At 51.3% G+C, this 15,757-nt stretch carries 12 protein-coding genes; 9 read left to right on the plus strand and 3 right to left on the minus strand.

The window, feature by feature from the left end; translation table 11 throughout:
* Nucleotides 1–1,904, plus strand: a 1,904-nt coding sequence (locus ACTHUE_RS04110; RefSeq protein ID WP_440423047.1) for a DNA gyrase subunit B, incomplete at its 5' end; no start/stop codon positions are given.
* 205 nt (nt 1,905–2,109) lie between these two features.
* Here ACTHUE_RS04110 and queA read toward each other — a convergent pair.
* On the minus strand, nt 2,110–3,138 hold the full coding sequence (gene queA, locus ACTHUE_RS04115) for a tRNA preQ1(34) S-adenosylmethionine ribosyltransferase-isomerase QueA (protein ID WP_004520993.1): 1,029 nt from the start codon (nt 3,136–3,138) through the stop codon (nt 2,110–2,112).
* 357 nt (nt 3,139–3,495) lie between these two features.
* On the opposite strand from queA, the gene accB reads away from it, so the two are divergent.
* From accB to accC, 3 genes are all read left to right on the plus strand, one after another.
* Nucleotides 3,496–3,954, plus strand: a complete 459-nt coding sequence (accB, locus tag ACTHUE_RS04120) for an acetyl-CoA carboxylase biotin carboxyl carrier protein (protein ID WP_070504010.1) — start codon at nt 3,496–3,498, stop codon at nt 3,952–3,954.
* 70 nt (nt 3,955–4,024) lie between these two features.
* The gene (locus ACTHUE_RS04125; RefSeq protein WP_039862547.1) at nt 4,025–4,219 is read left to right on the plus strand and encodes a YqaE/Pmp3 family membrane protein; all 195 of its coding nucleotides are present in this window, start codon (nt 4,025–4,027) and stop codon (nt 4,217–4,219) included.
* 28 nt (nt 4,220–4,247) lie between these two features.
* Nucleotides 4,248–5,609 (plus strand): acetyl-CoA carboxylase biotin carboxylase subunit, encoded by a 1,362-nt coding sequence (accC, locus tag ACTHUE_RS04130; RefSeq protein WP_070625230.1) that lies wholly within the window; start codon nt 4,248–4,250, stop codon nt 5,607–5,609.
* Between the two features lie 234 nt (nt 5,610–5,843).
* On the opposite strand, the gene groL is transcribed toward accC, so the two are convergent.
* Both groL and groES read right to left on the minus strand, forming a co-directional pair.
* Nucleotides 5,844–7,478: a chaperonin GroEL gene (gene groL, locus ACTHUE_RS04135; protein ID WP_049322649.1), complete on the minus strand. Its 1,635-nt coding sequence runs from the start codon at nt 7,476–7,478 to the stop codon at nt 5,844–5,846.
* A 98-nt stretch (nt 7,479–7,576) separates the two neighbouring features.
* A complete protein-coding gene (gene groES, locus ACTHUE_RS04140) occupies nt 7,577–7,864 on the minus strand; it encodes a co-chaperone GroES (RefSeq protein ID WP_004520984.1) in 288 nt (95 codons plus the stop codon).
* A gap of 418 nt (nt 7,865–8,282) precedes the next feature.
* On the opposite strand from groES, the gene ACTHUE_RS04145 reads away from it, so the two are divergent.
* From ACTHUE_RS04145 to ACTHUE_RS04165, 5 genes are all read left to right on the plus strand, one after another.
* A complete protein-coding gene (locus ACTHUE_RS04145; RefSeq protein WP_440361212.1) occupies nt 8,283–10,298 on the plus strand; it encodes a TonB-dependent receptor domain-containing protein in 2,016 nt (671 codons plus the stop codon).
* A 115-nt stretch (nt 10,299–10,413) separates the two neighbouring features.
* Nucleotides 10,414–11,376, plus strand: a complete 963-nt coding sequence (locus ACTHUE_RS04150; RefSeq protein WP_440361213.1) for a siderophore ABC transporter substrate-binding protein — start codon at nt 10,414–10,416, stop codon at nt 11,374–11,376.
* A gap of 231 nt (nt 11,377–11,607) precedes the next feature.
* Complete coding sequence (locus ACTHUE_RS04155) at nt 11,608–12,576, plus strand: ABC transporter permease (RefSeq protein ID WP_070584836.1); 969 nt, start codon at nt 11,608–11,610, stop codon at nt 12,574–12,576.
* Complete coding sequence (locus ACTHUE_RS04160) at nt 12,566–13,537, plus strand: iron chelate uptake ABC transporter family permease subunit (RefSeq protein WP_070695157.1); 972 nt, start codon at nt 12,566–12,568, stop codon at nt 13,535–13,537. The genes ACTHUE_RS04155 and ACTHUE_RS04160 overlap by 11 nt, the downstream gene beginning before the upstream one ends.
* Before the next feature lie 142 nt (nt 13,538–13,679).
* Nucleotides 13,680–15,545, plus strand: a complete 1,866-nt coding sequence (locus ACTHUE_RS04165; protein ID WP_070695156.1) for an acyltransferase family protein — start codon at nt 13,680–13,682, stop codon at nt 15,543–15,545.
* The last annotated feature ends 212 nt before the right edge of the window (nt 15,546–15,757 follow it).

A 15,757-nucleotide genomic window follows, 5' to 3' on the forward strand; every position in this document is an offset into this window, starting at 1 on the left:
ATTCCGACAAAAAAGGTACAACCGTACGCTTCCTCGCCAGCAGCGAAACCTTCGGCAATGTCGAATACAGCTTCGACACCCTTGCCAAACGTATCCGCGAACTTTCCTTCCTCAATAACGGCGTAGACATTGAACTGATCGACGAACGCGACGGCAGACACGAAAGCTTCGCCCTCTCCGGCGGCGTGGCCGGCTTCGTGCAATACATGAACCGCAAAAAAACGCCGTTGCACGAAAAAATCTTCTACGCGTTCGGCGAAAAAGACGGCATGAGCGTCGAATGCGCGATGCAATGGAACGACAGCTACCAAGAAAGCGTGCAGTGTTTTACCAACAACATTCCGCAACGTGATGGCGGTACGCACTTGACCGCGCTGCGCCAAGTGATGACCCGCACCATCAACAACTATATCGAAGCCAACGAAGTAGCCAAAAAAGCCAAAGTGGAAACCGCCGGCGACGATATGCGTGAAGGCCTGACCTGCGTTTTGTCCGTCAAACTGCCCGACCCGAAATTCTCATCGCAAACCAAAGACAAACTGGTTTCCAGCGAAATCGGCCCCGTCGTCAACGAAGTCATCAACCAAGCCTTGACCGACTTCCTCGAAGAAAACCCGACCGAAGCCAAAATCATCACCAGTAAAATCGTCGATGCCGCGCGCGCGCGCGAAGCCGCCCGCAAAGCACGCGAAATTACCCGCCGCAAAGGCGTGATGGACGGTTTGGGCCTGCCGGGCAAACTTGCCGACTGCCAAGAAAAAGACCCTGCCCTGTCCGAACTCTACCTCGTCGAGGGCGACTCCGCAGGCGGTTCCGCCATGCAAGGCCGCGACCGCAAATTCCAAGCGATTTTGCCGCTCAAAGGTAAGATTTTGAACGTTGAAAAAGCACGTTTTGAAAAAATGCTGGCCAGCCAAGAAGTCGCCACGCTGATTACCGCTTTGGGAGCGGGCATCGGCAAAGAAGAATTCAATGCCGAAAAACTACGCTACCACCGCATCATCATCATGACCGATGCCGATGTGGACGGTGCGCACATCCGCACCCTGCTCCTGACCTTCTTCTACCGCCAAATGCCCGAGCTGGTCGAACGCGGCTACATCTACATCGCCCAGCCGCCTTTGTACAAAGCCAAATACGGCAAACAAGAGCGCTATCTCAAAGACGAACTGGAAAAAGACCAATGGTTGCTCGGTTTGGCCTTGGAAAAAGCCAAAATCGTTTCAGACGGCCGCACCATCGAAGGCGAAGAGCTTGCCAATACCGCCAAACAATTCCTGTTGGCCAAAACGGTTATCGAGCAAGAAAGCCGCATCATTGACGAACTCGTTCTGCACGCCATGCTGCACGCTTCGCCGGTCGACCTCAGTACAGCAGAAAGCGCAGACCGCGCCGTTGCCGAATTGAGCGGCCTCTTGGACGAAAAAGAAGTCGCGCTCGAACGTATCGAAGGCCATGAAGGACACCAATTCATCAAAATCACACGCAAGCTGCACGGCAATGTGATGGTGAGCTACCTCGAGCCTAAGTTCCTCAACAGCAAAGCCTACCAAACCCTTACCCAAACCGCCGCCGCACTCAAAGGCATGGTCGGCAAAGGGGCGAAGCTCTACAAAGGCGACAACGAATACGATATCGACAGCTTTGAAGGCGCTTTGGACATCTTAATGAGCGTTGCCCAAAAAGGCATGTCCATCCAACGATACAAAGGCTTGGGCGAGATGAACCCGGAACAACTTTGGGAAACCACGATGGATCCTACCGTCCGCCGCCTCCTGAAAGTCCGCATCGAAGACGCCATCGCCGCCGACGAAGTGTTCGTTACCCTGATGGGCGACGAAGTTGAACCGCGCCGCGCCTTCATCGAAAACAACGCCCTGCTGGCGCAAAACATCGACGCCTAAGCATGGAAAGATAAAAGGCCGTCTGAAAAACGATTTTCAGACGGCCTTTTTGTTTTGTGCTTTATTTCTTACAACTCAAATTCCAATAACTTCGCGTGTTTACTTCAATAATTTATTTTAATTCGCGTATTTTAGAGCGTTCCAACTGATTCGGATTCGGGACAACCCAAATAACCAGTTTGAAATGCTCCAATCCGCTTCAAATTTATTCCGCTTTCCCCAAAATCATCGCATCGCCATAGCTGAAAAAGCGGTATTCCTGTTCCACCGCATGACGGTAAACGCTGCGGATATGCTCCATGCCCGAAAACGCGCTGACGAGCATCAGCAAGGTTGATTTGGGCAGGTGGAAGTTGGTAATCAATCGATCGGCAACATTGAAGCGGTAGCCCGGCGTAATGAAAATATCGGTATCGCCGCGACCGGCTTTCAGACGGCCTGTCTCGCGTGCGGCAGATTCCAAGGCGCGCATGGAGGTTGTGCCCACCGCCCACACTTTATTGCCGCGCGCTTTGGCGGCTTCAATGGCGGCAACAGTCTCGGCCGGTACGTCAAACCACTCGCTGTGCATTTTGTGTTCCTCAATTTTATCGACGCGCACGGGTTGGAATGTGCCGGCACCGACGTGCAGGGTTACTTCCGCGGTTTCTACACCTTTGGCTTTCAGACGGCCCAATAATTCATCGGTAAAGTGCAAGCCTGCCGTCGGTGCGGCCACTGCGCCTTGGTACTTGGCGTACACGGTCTGATAGCGGCTGTCGTCTTCATCATCGGCCACGCGTTCGATATAAGGTGGCAAGGGCAGATGGCCGTTTTGCTCTAAAAGTTCGTAAACGGTTTGCTCGCCTTCAAATTTCAGGCAAAACAATTCTTCCGCACGCTCCATCATGACGGCACGGATATCGCCTTCAAAAATCAATTCTGTACCCGGTTTCGGCGATTTGGACGAGCGGATATGCGCCAATGCGGTATGCGCGTCCAATACCCGTTCAATTAGGGCTTCGATTTTGCCGCCGCTGGCTTTTTGGCCGAACAGGCGTGCCTTCATCACTTTGGTATTGTTAAACACCAGCACATCGCCCGGTGCGACATAATCGGGTAAATCGCCGAAATGTTTGTCTTCAATCGGCAATGTAGGCAAGGCAACCAGAAGCCTGCTGCTGCCGCGTACTTCCGGCGGATGCTGGGCAATCAGTTTTTCGGGCAATTCAAAATCAAAATCGGAAATATCCATTGTCGTGCATAATTTAAAAAAACAGGCGCCATTATACGCGCAAAGTGGGTTTTCAGACGGCATGTTTTGTCGAAAAACCAATAAATTAGAATAAACGCTCTTGGGGAAATCACTTTTTAACGAAAATCAGCGTTCCTTTCTTTTTTCGCCGAAAAACGCCTTTTTTCTATCTTTTACTGGACATTTACCGACAAGTTCGGGAAAATAGCCGGATTCATTTTTCAGGCTCCGCCCTGTTCCGACATTATTTAAACGCCGGATGGCAAACCAGCCTTCCGACGTATCAGGAAATCATCTAAAACCACTGCGGCGCATACCTAATATGCACTTTATATGCCGCGCAAAAAAGGAAAAGCAATGGATTTGCGTAAATTAAAAAAACTGATTGATTTGGTCGAAGAATCAGGCATTGCAGAAATTGAAGTTACCGAAGGCGAAGAAAAAGTCCGCATTACGCGTACCACTGCCGCCGCAGCTCCTATTTATGCTGCTCCGGCACCTGCCGCAGCCGCTCCGGTTGCCGCCCCTGCAGCTGCTCCGGCTGCAGCCGCTCCGGCCGCCGCCCCTGCCGCTCGCGATTTGTCCAACGCGCAAAAATCGCCTATGGTCGGTACGTTCTACCGCGCCCCCGGCCCGAACGCCGCCGCTTTCGTCGAAGTCGGCCAACAAGTCAAAGCCGGCGATACTTTGTGCATCATCGAAGCCATGAAGCTGATGAACGAAATCGAAGCCGAGAAATCCGGTGTCGTTAAAGAAATTCTGGTTGAAAACGGTACTCCGGTCGAATACGGCGAGCCGCTCTTCATCATTGAATAATCCGCTTTTTCAGACGGCCTTTAGCTTTAAGGCCGTCTGAAATTCCTTTTCTGTTCATTAAGGACAAACCATGCGTCTGATTTTGGCTATTTTCTTGCCATGGCTTCAGTTTTTCACCATCGGCCGTCCGTTTGCAGGCATTATCTGTCTGATTCTGCAATGTACGCTGGTTGGCTGGATACCGGCAGCCATGTGGTCGGTTTATGCCTTGAGCCAATACAAAACCGACCAAAAAATCCGCAACGCATTAGGCGGCCGACAATAGGCCGTCTGAACCATCCGGAAAGATTATCATGCTGAAAAAAGTATTGATCGCCAACCGGGGCGAAATCGCCCTGCGCGTCCTGCGTGCCTGCCGTGAAATGGGCATCGCCACCGTCGCCGTCCATTCCGAAGCCGACAAAGACAGCCTGCACGTCAAACTTGCCGACGAATCCGTGTGCATCGGCCCTGCCGCATCCGCACAAAGCTACCTCAACATCCCGGCCATCATTGCTGCCGCCGAAGTAACCGAAGCCGACGGCATCCACCCCGGCTACGGCTTTCTCGCCGAAAACGCCAATTTTGCCGAACAAGTCGAACAATCTGGCTTTGTCTTCATCGGCCCTAAAGCCGACACCATCCGTCTGATGGGCGACAAAGTATCTGCCAAACACGCCATGATCGAAGCCGGCGTACCTTGCGTTCCCGGTTCTGATGGCGCATTGCCAGACGACGGCGAAGAAATCCTCAAAATCGCCGATAAAGTCGGTTATCCCGTCATTATTAAAGCCTCCGGCGGCGGCGGCGGCCGCGGTATGCGCGTCGTCGAGAAAAAAGAAGACCTCCTCCAGTCTGTCGAAATGACCAAAGCCGAAGCAGGCGCGGCATTCGGCAACCCGATGGTTTACATGGAACGCTATCTGCAACGTCCGCGCCACGTCGAAATCCAAGTGATTGCCGACGAACACGGCAACGCCATCTACCTCGCCGAGCGCGACTGCTCCATGCAGCGCCGCCACCAAAAAGTCATTGAGGAAGCACCGGCCCCGTTCATCACTGAAGAAGAACGCGCCAAAATCGGCAAAGCCTGTGCCGACGCTTGCAAACGCATCGGCTATCGCGGCGCAGGTACGTTTGAATTCCTGTACGAAGACGGCGAATTCTTCTTTATCGAGATGAACACACGCGTTCAGGTTGAGCATCCGGTTACCGAGCTCATCACCGGCGTAGACATCGTTCAAGAGCAATTACGCATCGCATCCGGCCTGCCTTTGCAATACAAACAGGAAGACATTCAAGTCGAAGGCCACGCGTTTGAGTGCCGTATCAACGCTGAAGACCCGTACAACTTCATTCCAAGCCCGGGCCTGATTGAAAGCTGCCACTTGCCCGGTGGCTTCGGCGTCCGCGTCGACAGCCATATTTACCAAGGCTACCGCATCCCTCCTTACTACGACAGCCTGATCGGCAAAGTCTGTGTCGTCGGTAAAGACCGCGACCAAGCCATGGCCAAAATGCGTGTTGCCCTCGATGAGCTGGCGATTACCGGCATCAAAACCAATACGCCGCTGCACCGCGACTTGTTCAGCGATCCGGGTTTCCAAAAAGGTGGTGTCAGCATCCACTACTTGGAACATTGGTTGGAAGAACGCAAAGCCAAACTGGATAAATAATCCCTTGTTTTGACTAAAAATCAGGCCGTCTGAAACGTAAAATAAAGTTTTAGACGGCTTTTTTTTGATGATGAAGTTTATTTGATTGCTTCAGATTCAATGGAACTGGCTGCCCTTATTTCTCCGTAAATCATGACATACCCCTCACCATCTTACGCTTCTTTCTGGCAAATAAAAAACCGCACGGCTGCTTGCCGTGCGGTTTTGCTTTTTGTCTGAAGGTTTCAGACGGCCTTACATCATGCCGCCCATACCACCCATGCCGCCCATATCAGGCATAGCAGGTTTTTCTTCAGGGATTTCAGCGATCATGCAGTCTGTGGTCAGCATCAGGCCGGCGATAGATGCGGCGTGTTGCAGTGCAGAACGGGTTACTTTGGCAGGGTCGAGTACGCCCATTTCGATCATGTCGCCGTATTCGCCGGAGCCTGCGTTGTAGCCGTAGTTACCTTTGCCTTCCAATACTTTGTTCACAACCACGCTAGGTTCGCCGCCTGCGTTGGCAACGATTTGGCGCAGTGGAGACTCAACGGCGCGCAATACGATTTGTACGCCTGCGTCTTGGTCGGCATTGCCGGTGTGCAGGTTTTCCAAAGCAGCACGGGCACGCAACAGGGCTACGCCGCCACCTGCAACCACGCCTTCTTCAACGGCTGCGCGGGTAGCGTGCAACGCGTCTTCCACGCGGTCTTTTTTCTCTTTCATTTCGACTTCGGTAGCGGCACCGACTTTGATTACTGCCACGCCGCCTGCCAATTTAGCCACGCGCTCTTGCAGTTTTTCTTTGTCGTATTCGCTGGTTGCGGTTTCGATTTGTTGGCGGATTTCGGCAACACGCGCTTCGATTTGGGCTGCGTCGCCGAAGCCGTCGATGATGGTGGTGTTTTCTTTACCGATTTCGATGCGTTTGGCTTGACCCAAGTCGTCCAAAGTCGCTTTTTCCAGAGACAGGCCGACTTCTTCGGAAATCACCACGCCGCCGGTCAGGATGGCGATGTCTTGCAACATAGCTTTGCGGCGGTCGCCGAAGCCAGGGGCTTTAACGGCAACGGTTTTCAGAATGCCGCGGATGTTGTTCACCACCAAAGTCGCCAAGGCTTCGCCTTCTACGTCTTCAGCGATAATCAACAACGGACGGCTGGCTTTGGCTACTTGTTCCAAAACAGGCAACAAGTCGCGGATGTTGCTGATTTTTTTGTCGAACAACAATACAAAAGGATTGTCCAAAGCTGCGATTTGTTTTTCCGCGTCGTTGATGAAGTAAGGAGACAGGTAGCCGCGGTCGAACTGCATACCTTCAACCACGTCCAGCTCGTTTTCCAAAGATTTGCCGTCTTCAACGGTAATCACGCCTTCTTTGCCGACTTTTTCCATCGCTTCGGCGATAATCGCGCCGACTTGTTCGTCAGAGTTGGCGGAAATAGAGCCGACTTGGGCGATTTCTTTAGAAGTATCGCAAGGCTTGGCGATGTTTTTCAGCTCGTCAACCAAAGCGGCAACGGCTTTATCGATACCGCGTTTCAGGTCGGTCGGGTTCATGCCGGCGGTAACGTATTTCATGCCTTCGGCAACGATGGATTGCGCCAATACGGTTGCAGTAGTGGTACCGTCGCCGGCTACGTCGTTGGTTTTAGAAGCAACTTCTTTCACCATTTGCGCGCCCATGTTTTCGAATTTGTCTTTCAATTCGATTTCTTTTGCAACAGACACACCGTCTTTAGTGATGTGCGGGCCGCCGAAAGCGCGGTCAAGTACCACGTTGCGGCCTTTAGGGCCCAAAGTTACGCGTACGGCGTTTGCCAATACATTGACGCCGTTTACCATTTTTTGGCGAACTTCATTGCCGAATTGTACGTCTTTTGCTGCCATTTAAATTCTCCAAATCAATATTAAAAATCTGTTCGAGGCCGTCTGAAAACTTCATGTTTGATTCAGACGGCCTTTGGTTCTGAAACTTAATTCAACAATTATTCAACGATACCGAAGATGTCTTCTTCACGCATTACCAACAGCTCTTCGCCGTCGGCTTTTACAGTTTGGCCGCTGTATTTGCCGAAGATCACTTTGTCGCCGACTTTGACATCCAGCGGACGGCGCGCGCCGTCTTTACCGATTTTGCCCGCACCCACGGCGACTACTTCGCCCATGTCGGGTTTTTCAGCAGCCGCACCCGGCAAAACGATGCCGGAGGCGGTTTTTTCTTCAGCTTCTAAGCGTTTGACGACTACGCGGTCGTGTAAAGGGCGGATGGTCATGTCTTAATGCTCCGATAAATAAATAGATTGAAAACAATTGTCTGTCGGACATGACAGACACGGTTTGCTTGAAAATAGCGGCACACTTAGTAGAAAGCCTGCCGTAATGGCGGGTAGATTTGGGTTGTTTGCGACAAATTCAAGGGAAAAAGTAAAAATTTCTATGCAGTCTTTCCAAATATTTTCATACGCAAAAATGCCCGATCACATATTTTTCAGACGGCCTGATATACCAACTGCAAAGTTCGTTTAAAAACAACCCACTTCCTTAACAAATTCAATACAACTCTTTACAACTGTTTCTTTCATATGCATTATTATAAATGATGATTATTCTTAATTGCATATTTTTAAAGATAATTTCTCTTTATTTGCTTTTATTTTTTTATTACTGTCATTTTATTAAGGACATTTCTCAATGAATACGCCCCTGTTCCGACTGAGCCTGCTGTCACTGACACTGGCAGCCGGTTTTGCCCATGCAGAAAATGAAGCCAAAGACAATGTTGTGCTTGATACCGTTACCGTCAAAGGTCAGGCCACAAGCGCCACACATCGCGTAACGACAAAACGTATGGAAGAAACGACTTCCACTGATTTAAAAGACGTATTGTTCAACGAACCCTCTATCAGTTTCGGCGGCGGCAACGGTCAGTCGCAGTGGGTAACCATCCGCGGTATGGGACAAGACCAAATAGACTATAAAGTTGACGATACTTACACCGACAGCCAGATTTTCCACCACAACGGCCGCTTTATGCTTGACCCCGCATTGGTAAAAGTCGTTGCCGTGCAAAAAGGTACGGGTTCGGCCTCCGCAGGTATCGGTGCAACCAGCGGCGCGATTGTTGCCGAAACGGTTGAAGCCAAAGATTTGCTGAGAGAGGGTCAAAACGTCGGTTTCAAAGTCAATGCCGGCATCAGCAGCAATAAAGGCTATTCACGCGGCGCAAGCTTTTATGGTCAGGCAGGCAGTTTTGACGCTTTGGTTTCAGGCAATTTCGTACGCGACAAAGAATACACGGCAGGCAAAGGCTACCGTAATCTGCTCGGAAGCGATAAGGTTTTAAACAGTGGATTGGGTTCACGCGGTTTGCTGGGCAAAATCGGCTATCGTTTCAACGAGGACAACCGTATTGAATTAAGCCACCGCCAAGAGAAGCAATATGGGGAACGCGCCCTGCGCGAAGAGTTCGATTTCTCGCAAGTATTCCAAACCGACCGCCGTACGGGTCAATACGTTTTGGATGCCAACGGCAACCGTATTCCGAATGTCGCCACCAACTCGCCGCGTTACCGCACACTGACCCAAGACACCACCAACTTGGAATTCAAAGGCGGAAACTTGGGCTTTATTGACAAAATCAAAGCCAATGTTTACCGTTTGAATACCAAACGTGATGAAGCCCCCAGTCCAGATTATGAATTGGACGGCGAAGTACGGACATACGGAGCCAACCTCAATCTCGACAGCCGTCTATTTGACCGCCATACCTTGAAATACGGAGTAAACTGGCGCACTCAAAAAAGCAGCTCAAAAGGAGAAAACAGCGAGAAGAAAAGCGATGCCGGCGTATATGTAGAAGGCATTTGGGATTTCTCACCGGTTACGCTGACCACAGGTTTGCGCTATGACCGCTGGAAAATGAAAACCAGCAGTAATACAGAAAATTCAGACGGCAACCTCAATCCAAGCATCGGGTTGGTTTATGACATTACCCCTGATTTTTCCATCAACACCAGCCTGAACTATGCAACCCGCAGCCCCCGCCTGTACGAAGCAGCTTTAGCAAACAACAGGCCGATTATTTCATCACCTGACTTGAAAGCAGAACGCTCGCGAAATGCAGAAATCGGCTTTAACTACCACTGGAATTCTGCCCTGACGCTCTCCGGCAGCTATTTCCATCAGCAAATCAAAGATGTACAGGCCATCCGTCAAGAAGGACGAAACAACGTCTGGTATAACGGCGGCAAGCTGAAAAACACAGGTTACGAACTGAATGCAGCCTACCGCTGGAAAGGTCTGACCGCACGTGCAGGCGTAGCCTACAGCAAACCGAAGCTGAATGGCGATACCGCTGACAAAGTAACGACCGCCATCCCGATGGGACGCACATGGACAACCGGTCTCTCTTACCAATTCGACAATCCGAATCTGGAAATCGGCTGGCGCGGACGTTATGTCCAAAATGCAGGCTATGCCCCGACCTCGCGCGGCTCTGATGTGGCTCTGAATGTCGTCCGTGCAGGCTACGGCGTCAACGATATCTTCGCCAACTGGAAACCGACAGGCAAAGACGACTTGAACGTCAACTTCTCCGTCAACAATGTCTTTGATAAAAACTACAAGCCGCACAGCCAACGCGCAGGTGCCAATTCCCTGCCTGAACCAGGCCGCGATGTCCGCCTAAGCGTGAACTACCGCTTCTAAGCAATCAGCTTGAAAAAGCCGTCTGAAAACAAAAGTTTTCAGACGGCATCTAGCTTTATAATCCGATACAAGTTATCATTTCTATTTACTTTATTTCCGACCACGGAGAAACCCTATGTTACGTTTGACCGCTTTAGCCGTATGCTGCACCCTCGCTTTGGGTGCGTGTTCACCGAAAGATTCTGCGTCCAACCAAGCCCAAACTGCTTCCGCTTCTGCCGCCCAAACCGAAGGTGCAAGCCTGACCGTTAAAACGGCGCGCGGTGAAGCAAAAGTGCCGCAAAATCCGGAGCGTATCGCCGTTTACGATTTGGGCATGCTCGACACTTTAAACAAACTGGGCGTGAAAACCGGTTTGTCCGTCGACAAAAACCGCCTGCCCTACTTGGACGAATATTTCAAAACCACGAAACCTGCCGGCACGCTGTTTGAGCCTGACTACGAAGCCTTAAACGCTTACAAACCGCAGCTCATCATTATTGGCAGCCGTGCAGCTAAAGCATTTGACAAGTTGAACGAGATTGCGCCGACCATCGAGATGACCGCCGAAACCGCCAATCTGAAAGAAAGCTCAAAAGAGCGCATCGACGCACTGGGTCAAATCTTCGGCAAACAGGCCGAAGCGGACAAGCTGAAAGCGGAAATCGATGCTTCGTTTGAAGCAGCGAAAACTGCTGCGCAAGGCAAAGGCAAGGGTTTGGTGGTATTGGTCAACGGCGGTAAGATGTCGGCTTTCGGCCCTTCCTCACGTTTGGGCGGTTGGTTGCATAAAGATATTGGCGTTCCCGCTGTTGATGAATCGATTAAGGAAGGCAGCCACGGCCAGCCTATCAGCTTTGAATACCTGAAAGAGAAAAACCCTGATTGGCTGTTTGTTTTGGACCGCGGCGCGGCCATCGGTGAAGAAGGTCAGGCTGCGAAAGATGTGTTGAACAATCCACTGGTTGCCGAAACGACCGCCTGGAAAAAAGGCCAAGTCGTGTACCTCGTGCCGGAAACCTATCTGGCGGCCGGCGGCGCGCAAGAATTGCTGAATGCTTCCAAACAGGTAAGCGATGCGTTTAATGCCGCCAAGTAATTCGGCGCGGGCATAGCCGCCCGTTTCTTTCAGACGGCCTGAAGGATTTGATGACTCACATGGTCAAGTTGCTTGATCTGAAGTCATTGGATTTAGGCCGTCTGAAAATACATGGTGCAAATGGACAAGTTTTGCCTGTTTGCATCTGTTTTTATGATGGGCAAACCTGCCTTTTTTGCCAAACACCTTAACCCCTCTTTCAGACGGCCTTATTTTTTTCCGAACCATTTTATGTTTCACAAACCTTCATTTTTAAATGCGATCAACGGTGTGGCGCTGCTGATATTGTTTGTCGTCAGCCTGTCGGTCGGCGTGGCCGAATTCAAATGGTCCGCCCTGTTTTCGCTATCCGACAGCCAGCAAGTCATGTTCATCAGCCGCCTGCCGCGCACGTTTGCGATTGTGCTGACAGGTGCGTCGATGGCGGTAGCCGGCATGATTATGCAGATTTTGATGCGCAATCGTTTTGTCGAACCGTCGATGGTGGGCGCAAGCCAAAGCGCGGCTTTGGGTTTGCTGTTGATGACCCTGCTGCTACCGGCCGCGCCGCTGCTGGCAAAAATGTCGGTTGCCGCCGTTTCCGCACTGATCGGGATGTTGGTCTTTATGCTGCTGATCCGCCGCCTGCCACCGACCGCGCAACTGATGGTGCCTTTGGTCGGGATTATTTTCGGCGGGGTGATTGAGGCGGTGGCCACCTTTATCGCGTATGAAAACGAAATGCTGCAAATGCTCGGCGTGTGGCAACAGGGCGATTTTTCCGGCGTGTTGCTCGGGCGGTATGAGCTGTTGTGGGCAACGGGGATTTTGGCTTTGTTTGCCTATTTGATTGCCGACCAGCTGACAATTTTGGGTTTGGGCGAAACGGTAAGCGTGAACTTGGGGCTGAACCGGACGGCGATTCTGTGGTCGGGGCTGATTATTGTGGCGCTGATTACGTCTTTGGTGGTCGTGACGGTCGGCAATATTCCGTTTATCGGCCTAGTCGTGCCGAACATCATCAGCCGCCTGATGGGCGACAAGCTGCGTCAAAGCCTGCCGGCGGTGGCCTTGCTGGGCGCATCTTTGGTGTTGCTGTGCGATATTGTCGGACGCGTGATTGTGTTTCCGTTTGAAATTCCGGTCTCTACGGTTTTTGGCGTAATGGGGACGGCTTTGTTTTTGTGGCTTTTATTAAGGAAACCTGCTCATGCCGTCTGAAAAAAATATCGGTTTTATGGCAGGAAGCAGCCGTCCGTTGTGGGTCGCCTTTGCACTGTTGCTGGTTTCCTGCGTTCTGTTTATGACGCTCAACGTCAAAGGCGATTGGGACTTTGTCTTGCACCTGCGTCTGACCAAACTTGCCGCGCTGCTGATGGTCGCCTATGCGGTCGGCGTGTCCACGCAACTCTTCCAAACGCTGACCAATAATCCGATTCTGACCCCTTCGATTTTGGGTTTCGATTCGCTGTATGTGTTTTTACAGACCTTGCTGGTGTTTACGCTCGGTGGCGTGGGCTATGCTTCCCTGCCGTTGACGGGTAAATTCGGCTTTGAACTGGTCATCATGATGGGCGGCTCGCTGCTGCTGTTCTACACGCTCATCAAACAGGGCGGACGCGATTTGTCGCGTATGATTTTAATCGGCGTGATTTTCGGGATTTTGTTCCGCAGCCTGTCATCGTTGCTTTCGCGCATGATCGATCCCGAAGAATTTACCGCGGCGCAGGCGAATATGTTTGCCACCTTCAATACCGTCCACTCGGAATTGTTGGGCATCGGCGCAGTCGTGTTGCTCATCAGCGCCGCCGTGATCTGGCGCGAACGCCACCGCCTCGATGTTTACCTGCTCGGCCGCAATCAAGCCATCAATTTGGGCATCAACTACACGCGCAATACCTTATGGCTGCTGTTGTGGATCGCCGCGCTGGTTGCAACTGCGACCGCCGTTGTCGGCCCGGTAAGCTTTTTCGGCCTGCTGGTTGCCGCGCTGGCCAACCATTTTTCCCCGTCGGTCAAACATTCCGTCCGCCTGCCCATGACTTTTTGTGTCGGCGGCATCCTATTGGTCGGTGGGCAAACCATCTTCGAACACTTCCTCGGTATGCAGGCAGTATTGAGCGTGGTCGTCGAATTTGCAGGCGGATTGGTATTTTTATATTTGGTGTTGAAAAAGAAATAAATTAAACGTGCCCAAACGTTCGCAAAAATAAATTCAGGCCGTCTGAAATCCATGTTTAAAAAATATTTAATCCTTGAAATGAAACTAAATTTCTGACATGTACTCATAGTAAACATTACTGGATTTACTAGAATTACAAAAAATGAGCACGACATTAAAATACCGTCCCGACTTGGACGGCATACGGGCTTTGGCAGTCTTGGCTGTCATTATTTTCCACATTGACGCCGCTTGGCTGCCCGGCGGCTTTCTCGGCGTGGATATGTTTTTCGTCCTGTCCGGCTACCTGATCACCACCATCATCAGCCGCGAAATGCAAAACGGCAGTTTTTCGTTTTTAGAGTTTTACAAACGCCGCGCGAAGCGCATTTTGCCTGTTTTTTCCTGCGTATTGCTGTGTACGAGCTTGGCCGCCGCAATCTTTTTCTTGTCGTTTGACCTGCGCCAATACGTCAAATCCGCAGTGTTTGCGTTGCTGTTTTCGGCCAACCTGTTTTTTGCACGGCGCGGCGGCTATTTCGATGCCGACGCGGCGGAAAAACCTTTGCAACACATTTGGTCTTTATCTCTAGAAGAGCAGTTTTACTTTGTTTTTCCAGTTTTGCTGATTGCCTTTTTCCGATTCGGCAAAGGGCGAAACATCCGCCAATTCATTCTTTTGCTGATTGTATTGAGCCTGTTGTCCGTCTTTTTGCCCACCTTCGGCATGGATCCTTATTTCCTGCCTTATGTGCGCGCATATGAGCTGCTGATCGGCGCACTTTTTGCCTTTATTCCGCCCTCCCAAACCAACGACCGTTTCAGCACGCCTCTGGTCGGCTGGGCGATGATGGCGGTGATTGCCGCCATGCTGCTGCTTCCTTACGGCGTGTTGCCCGGCGAAGGCAATATCGAACGGCTGCTGTGCTGTACGGCGGTTGGCAGCTTGATTTACTCGGGCAAAACCCTGCAAACGCAAAACGGCTTCAATACCGCCAAACTGTTGAGCCTCAAGCCCGTTGTGTTTATCGGTTTGATTTCCTATTCGCTGTATCTCTGGCATTGGGTGGTCTTGGCCGTCATGCGCTATGTTTACATGGACAACGCTTTGCCGATGTCCGCGATTGTATTGGCAGTGGTGCTGATGTCCGGCTTGTCTGTTTTGTCCTATTACTTCGTCGAAACACCGGCGCGACGGATAAAGAATTTCACCACCAAGAAATTCATTGGAGTAATCGCCGCTTATTTCGCCCTGCTGATTCCTGCCGCCGGCTACCTGCTGACTGCCAAACCGGCCGCATACGAGGCAAACCTATATACGGTTGACGAAAGTAAAATCTGCGCAGATACCTTAACCAAAACCGACTGCGCTGTCGGTGCGGAAAACCAAAGCAGCAAAGTCCTGCTGATGGGCGACTCACACGCCGCCCACCTGACGCCATTTATCGATATAGTGGGCAAACAGGAAGGCTTTGCCGCCGACATTATCTCGTCCAACAGTTGCGGCGTTGCCTTCGGCTTCCTCCTGCCTCAAAGCGACCGCCGTGCCAACCGTTGCAACCCTTACAACCGCTTTATCGCACAAAAGGTCGAAAACTATCCGGTGGTCTTTATCTCGCAACGTTGGTTCCTGCATACCGACAAGCCCGGTTTTACGGAGCATTTCGGCAAAATGCTCGATACCCTGATCCAACAGGGCAAGCAGGTTTACGTCTTTGCCGACACGCCGATGAACGCGCAACTGCCCCTGCGCCATTACTACCTGAAACAGCGTCTCGGCATCGATATGCAATACGTTTCCGAACATAAAAAAGCGGAAATTGCCCGCTCCGCAGAAGCGGACAAAACCATAGAAAACATCGTCAAACAGCGGCCTGCCGTGCATTGGGTCAACATCATGGGGCCGATTCCGGCAGATAAAACCATAGACGGCCTGCCGATATATTTTGACACCAACCACCTCAATACCCACGGTGTGACAAAACTGGCGGAAAAATTTATACAGGACAAAAAAATACTCCTAAAATAACACCGCAGTTTCAGTCCGAAACCTTTGCCGCAATACTGAATGCAAATGCCGCTCAAAGCACAACAAACAGTATGCCGCAAAGGTTTCAGGCCGTCTGAAACCTTCAGACGGCCTAAGCAAACCCATAAAGGACAACCCTCATGACACAAGAACGCCTCCCTTCATTCTTCGATGACGCCCCGACCATTACCGTCCAAGACGCATTGGCCGAC

The organism is Neisseria sp. P0021.S005, from assembly GCF_051956955.1.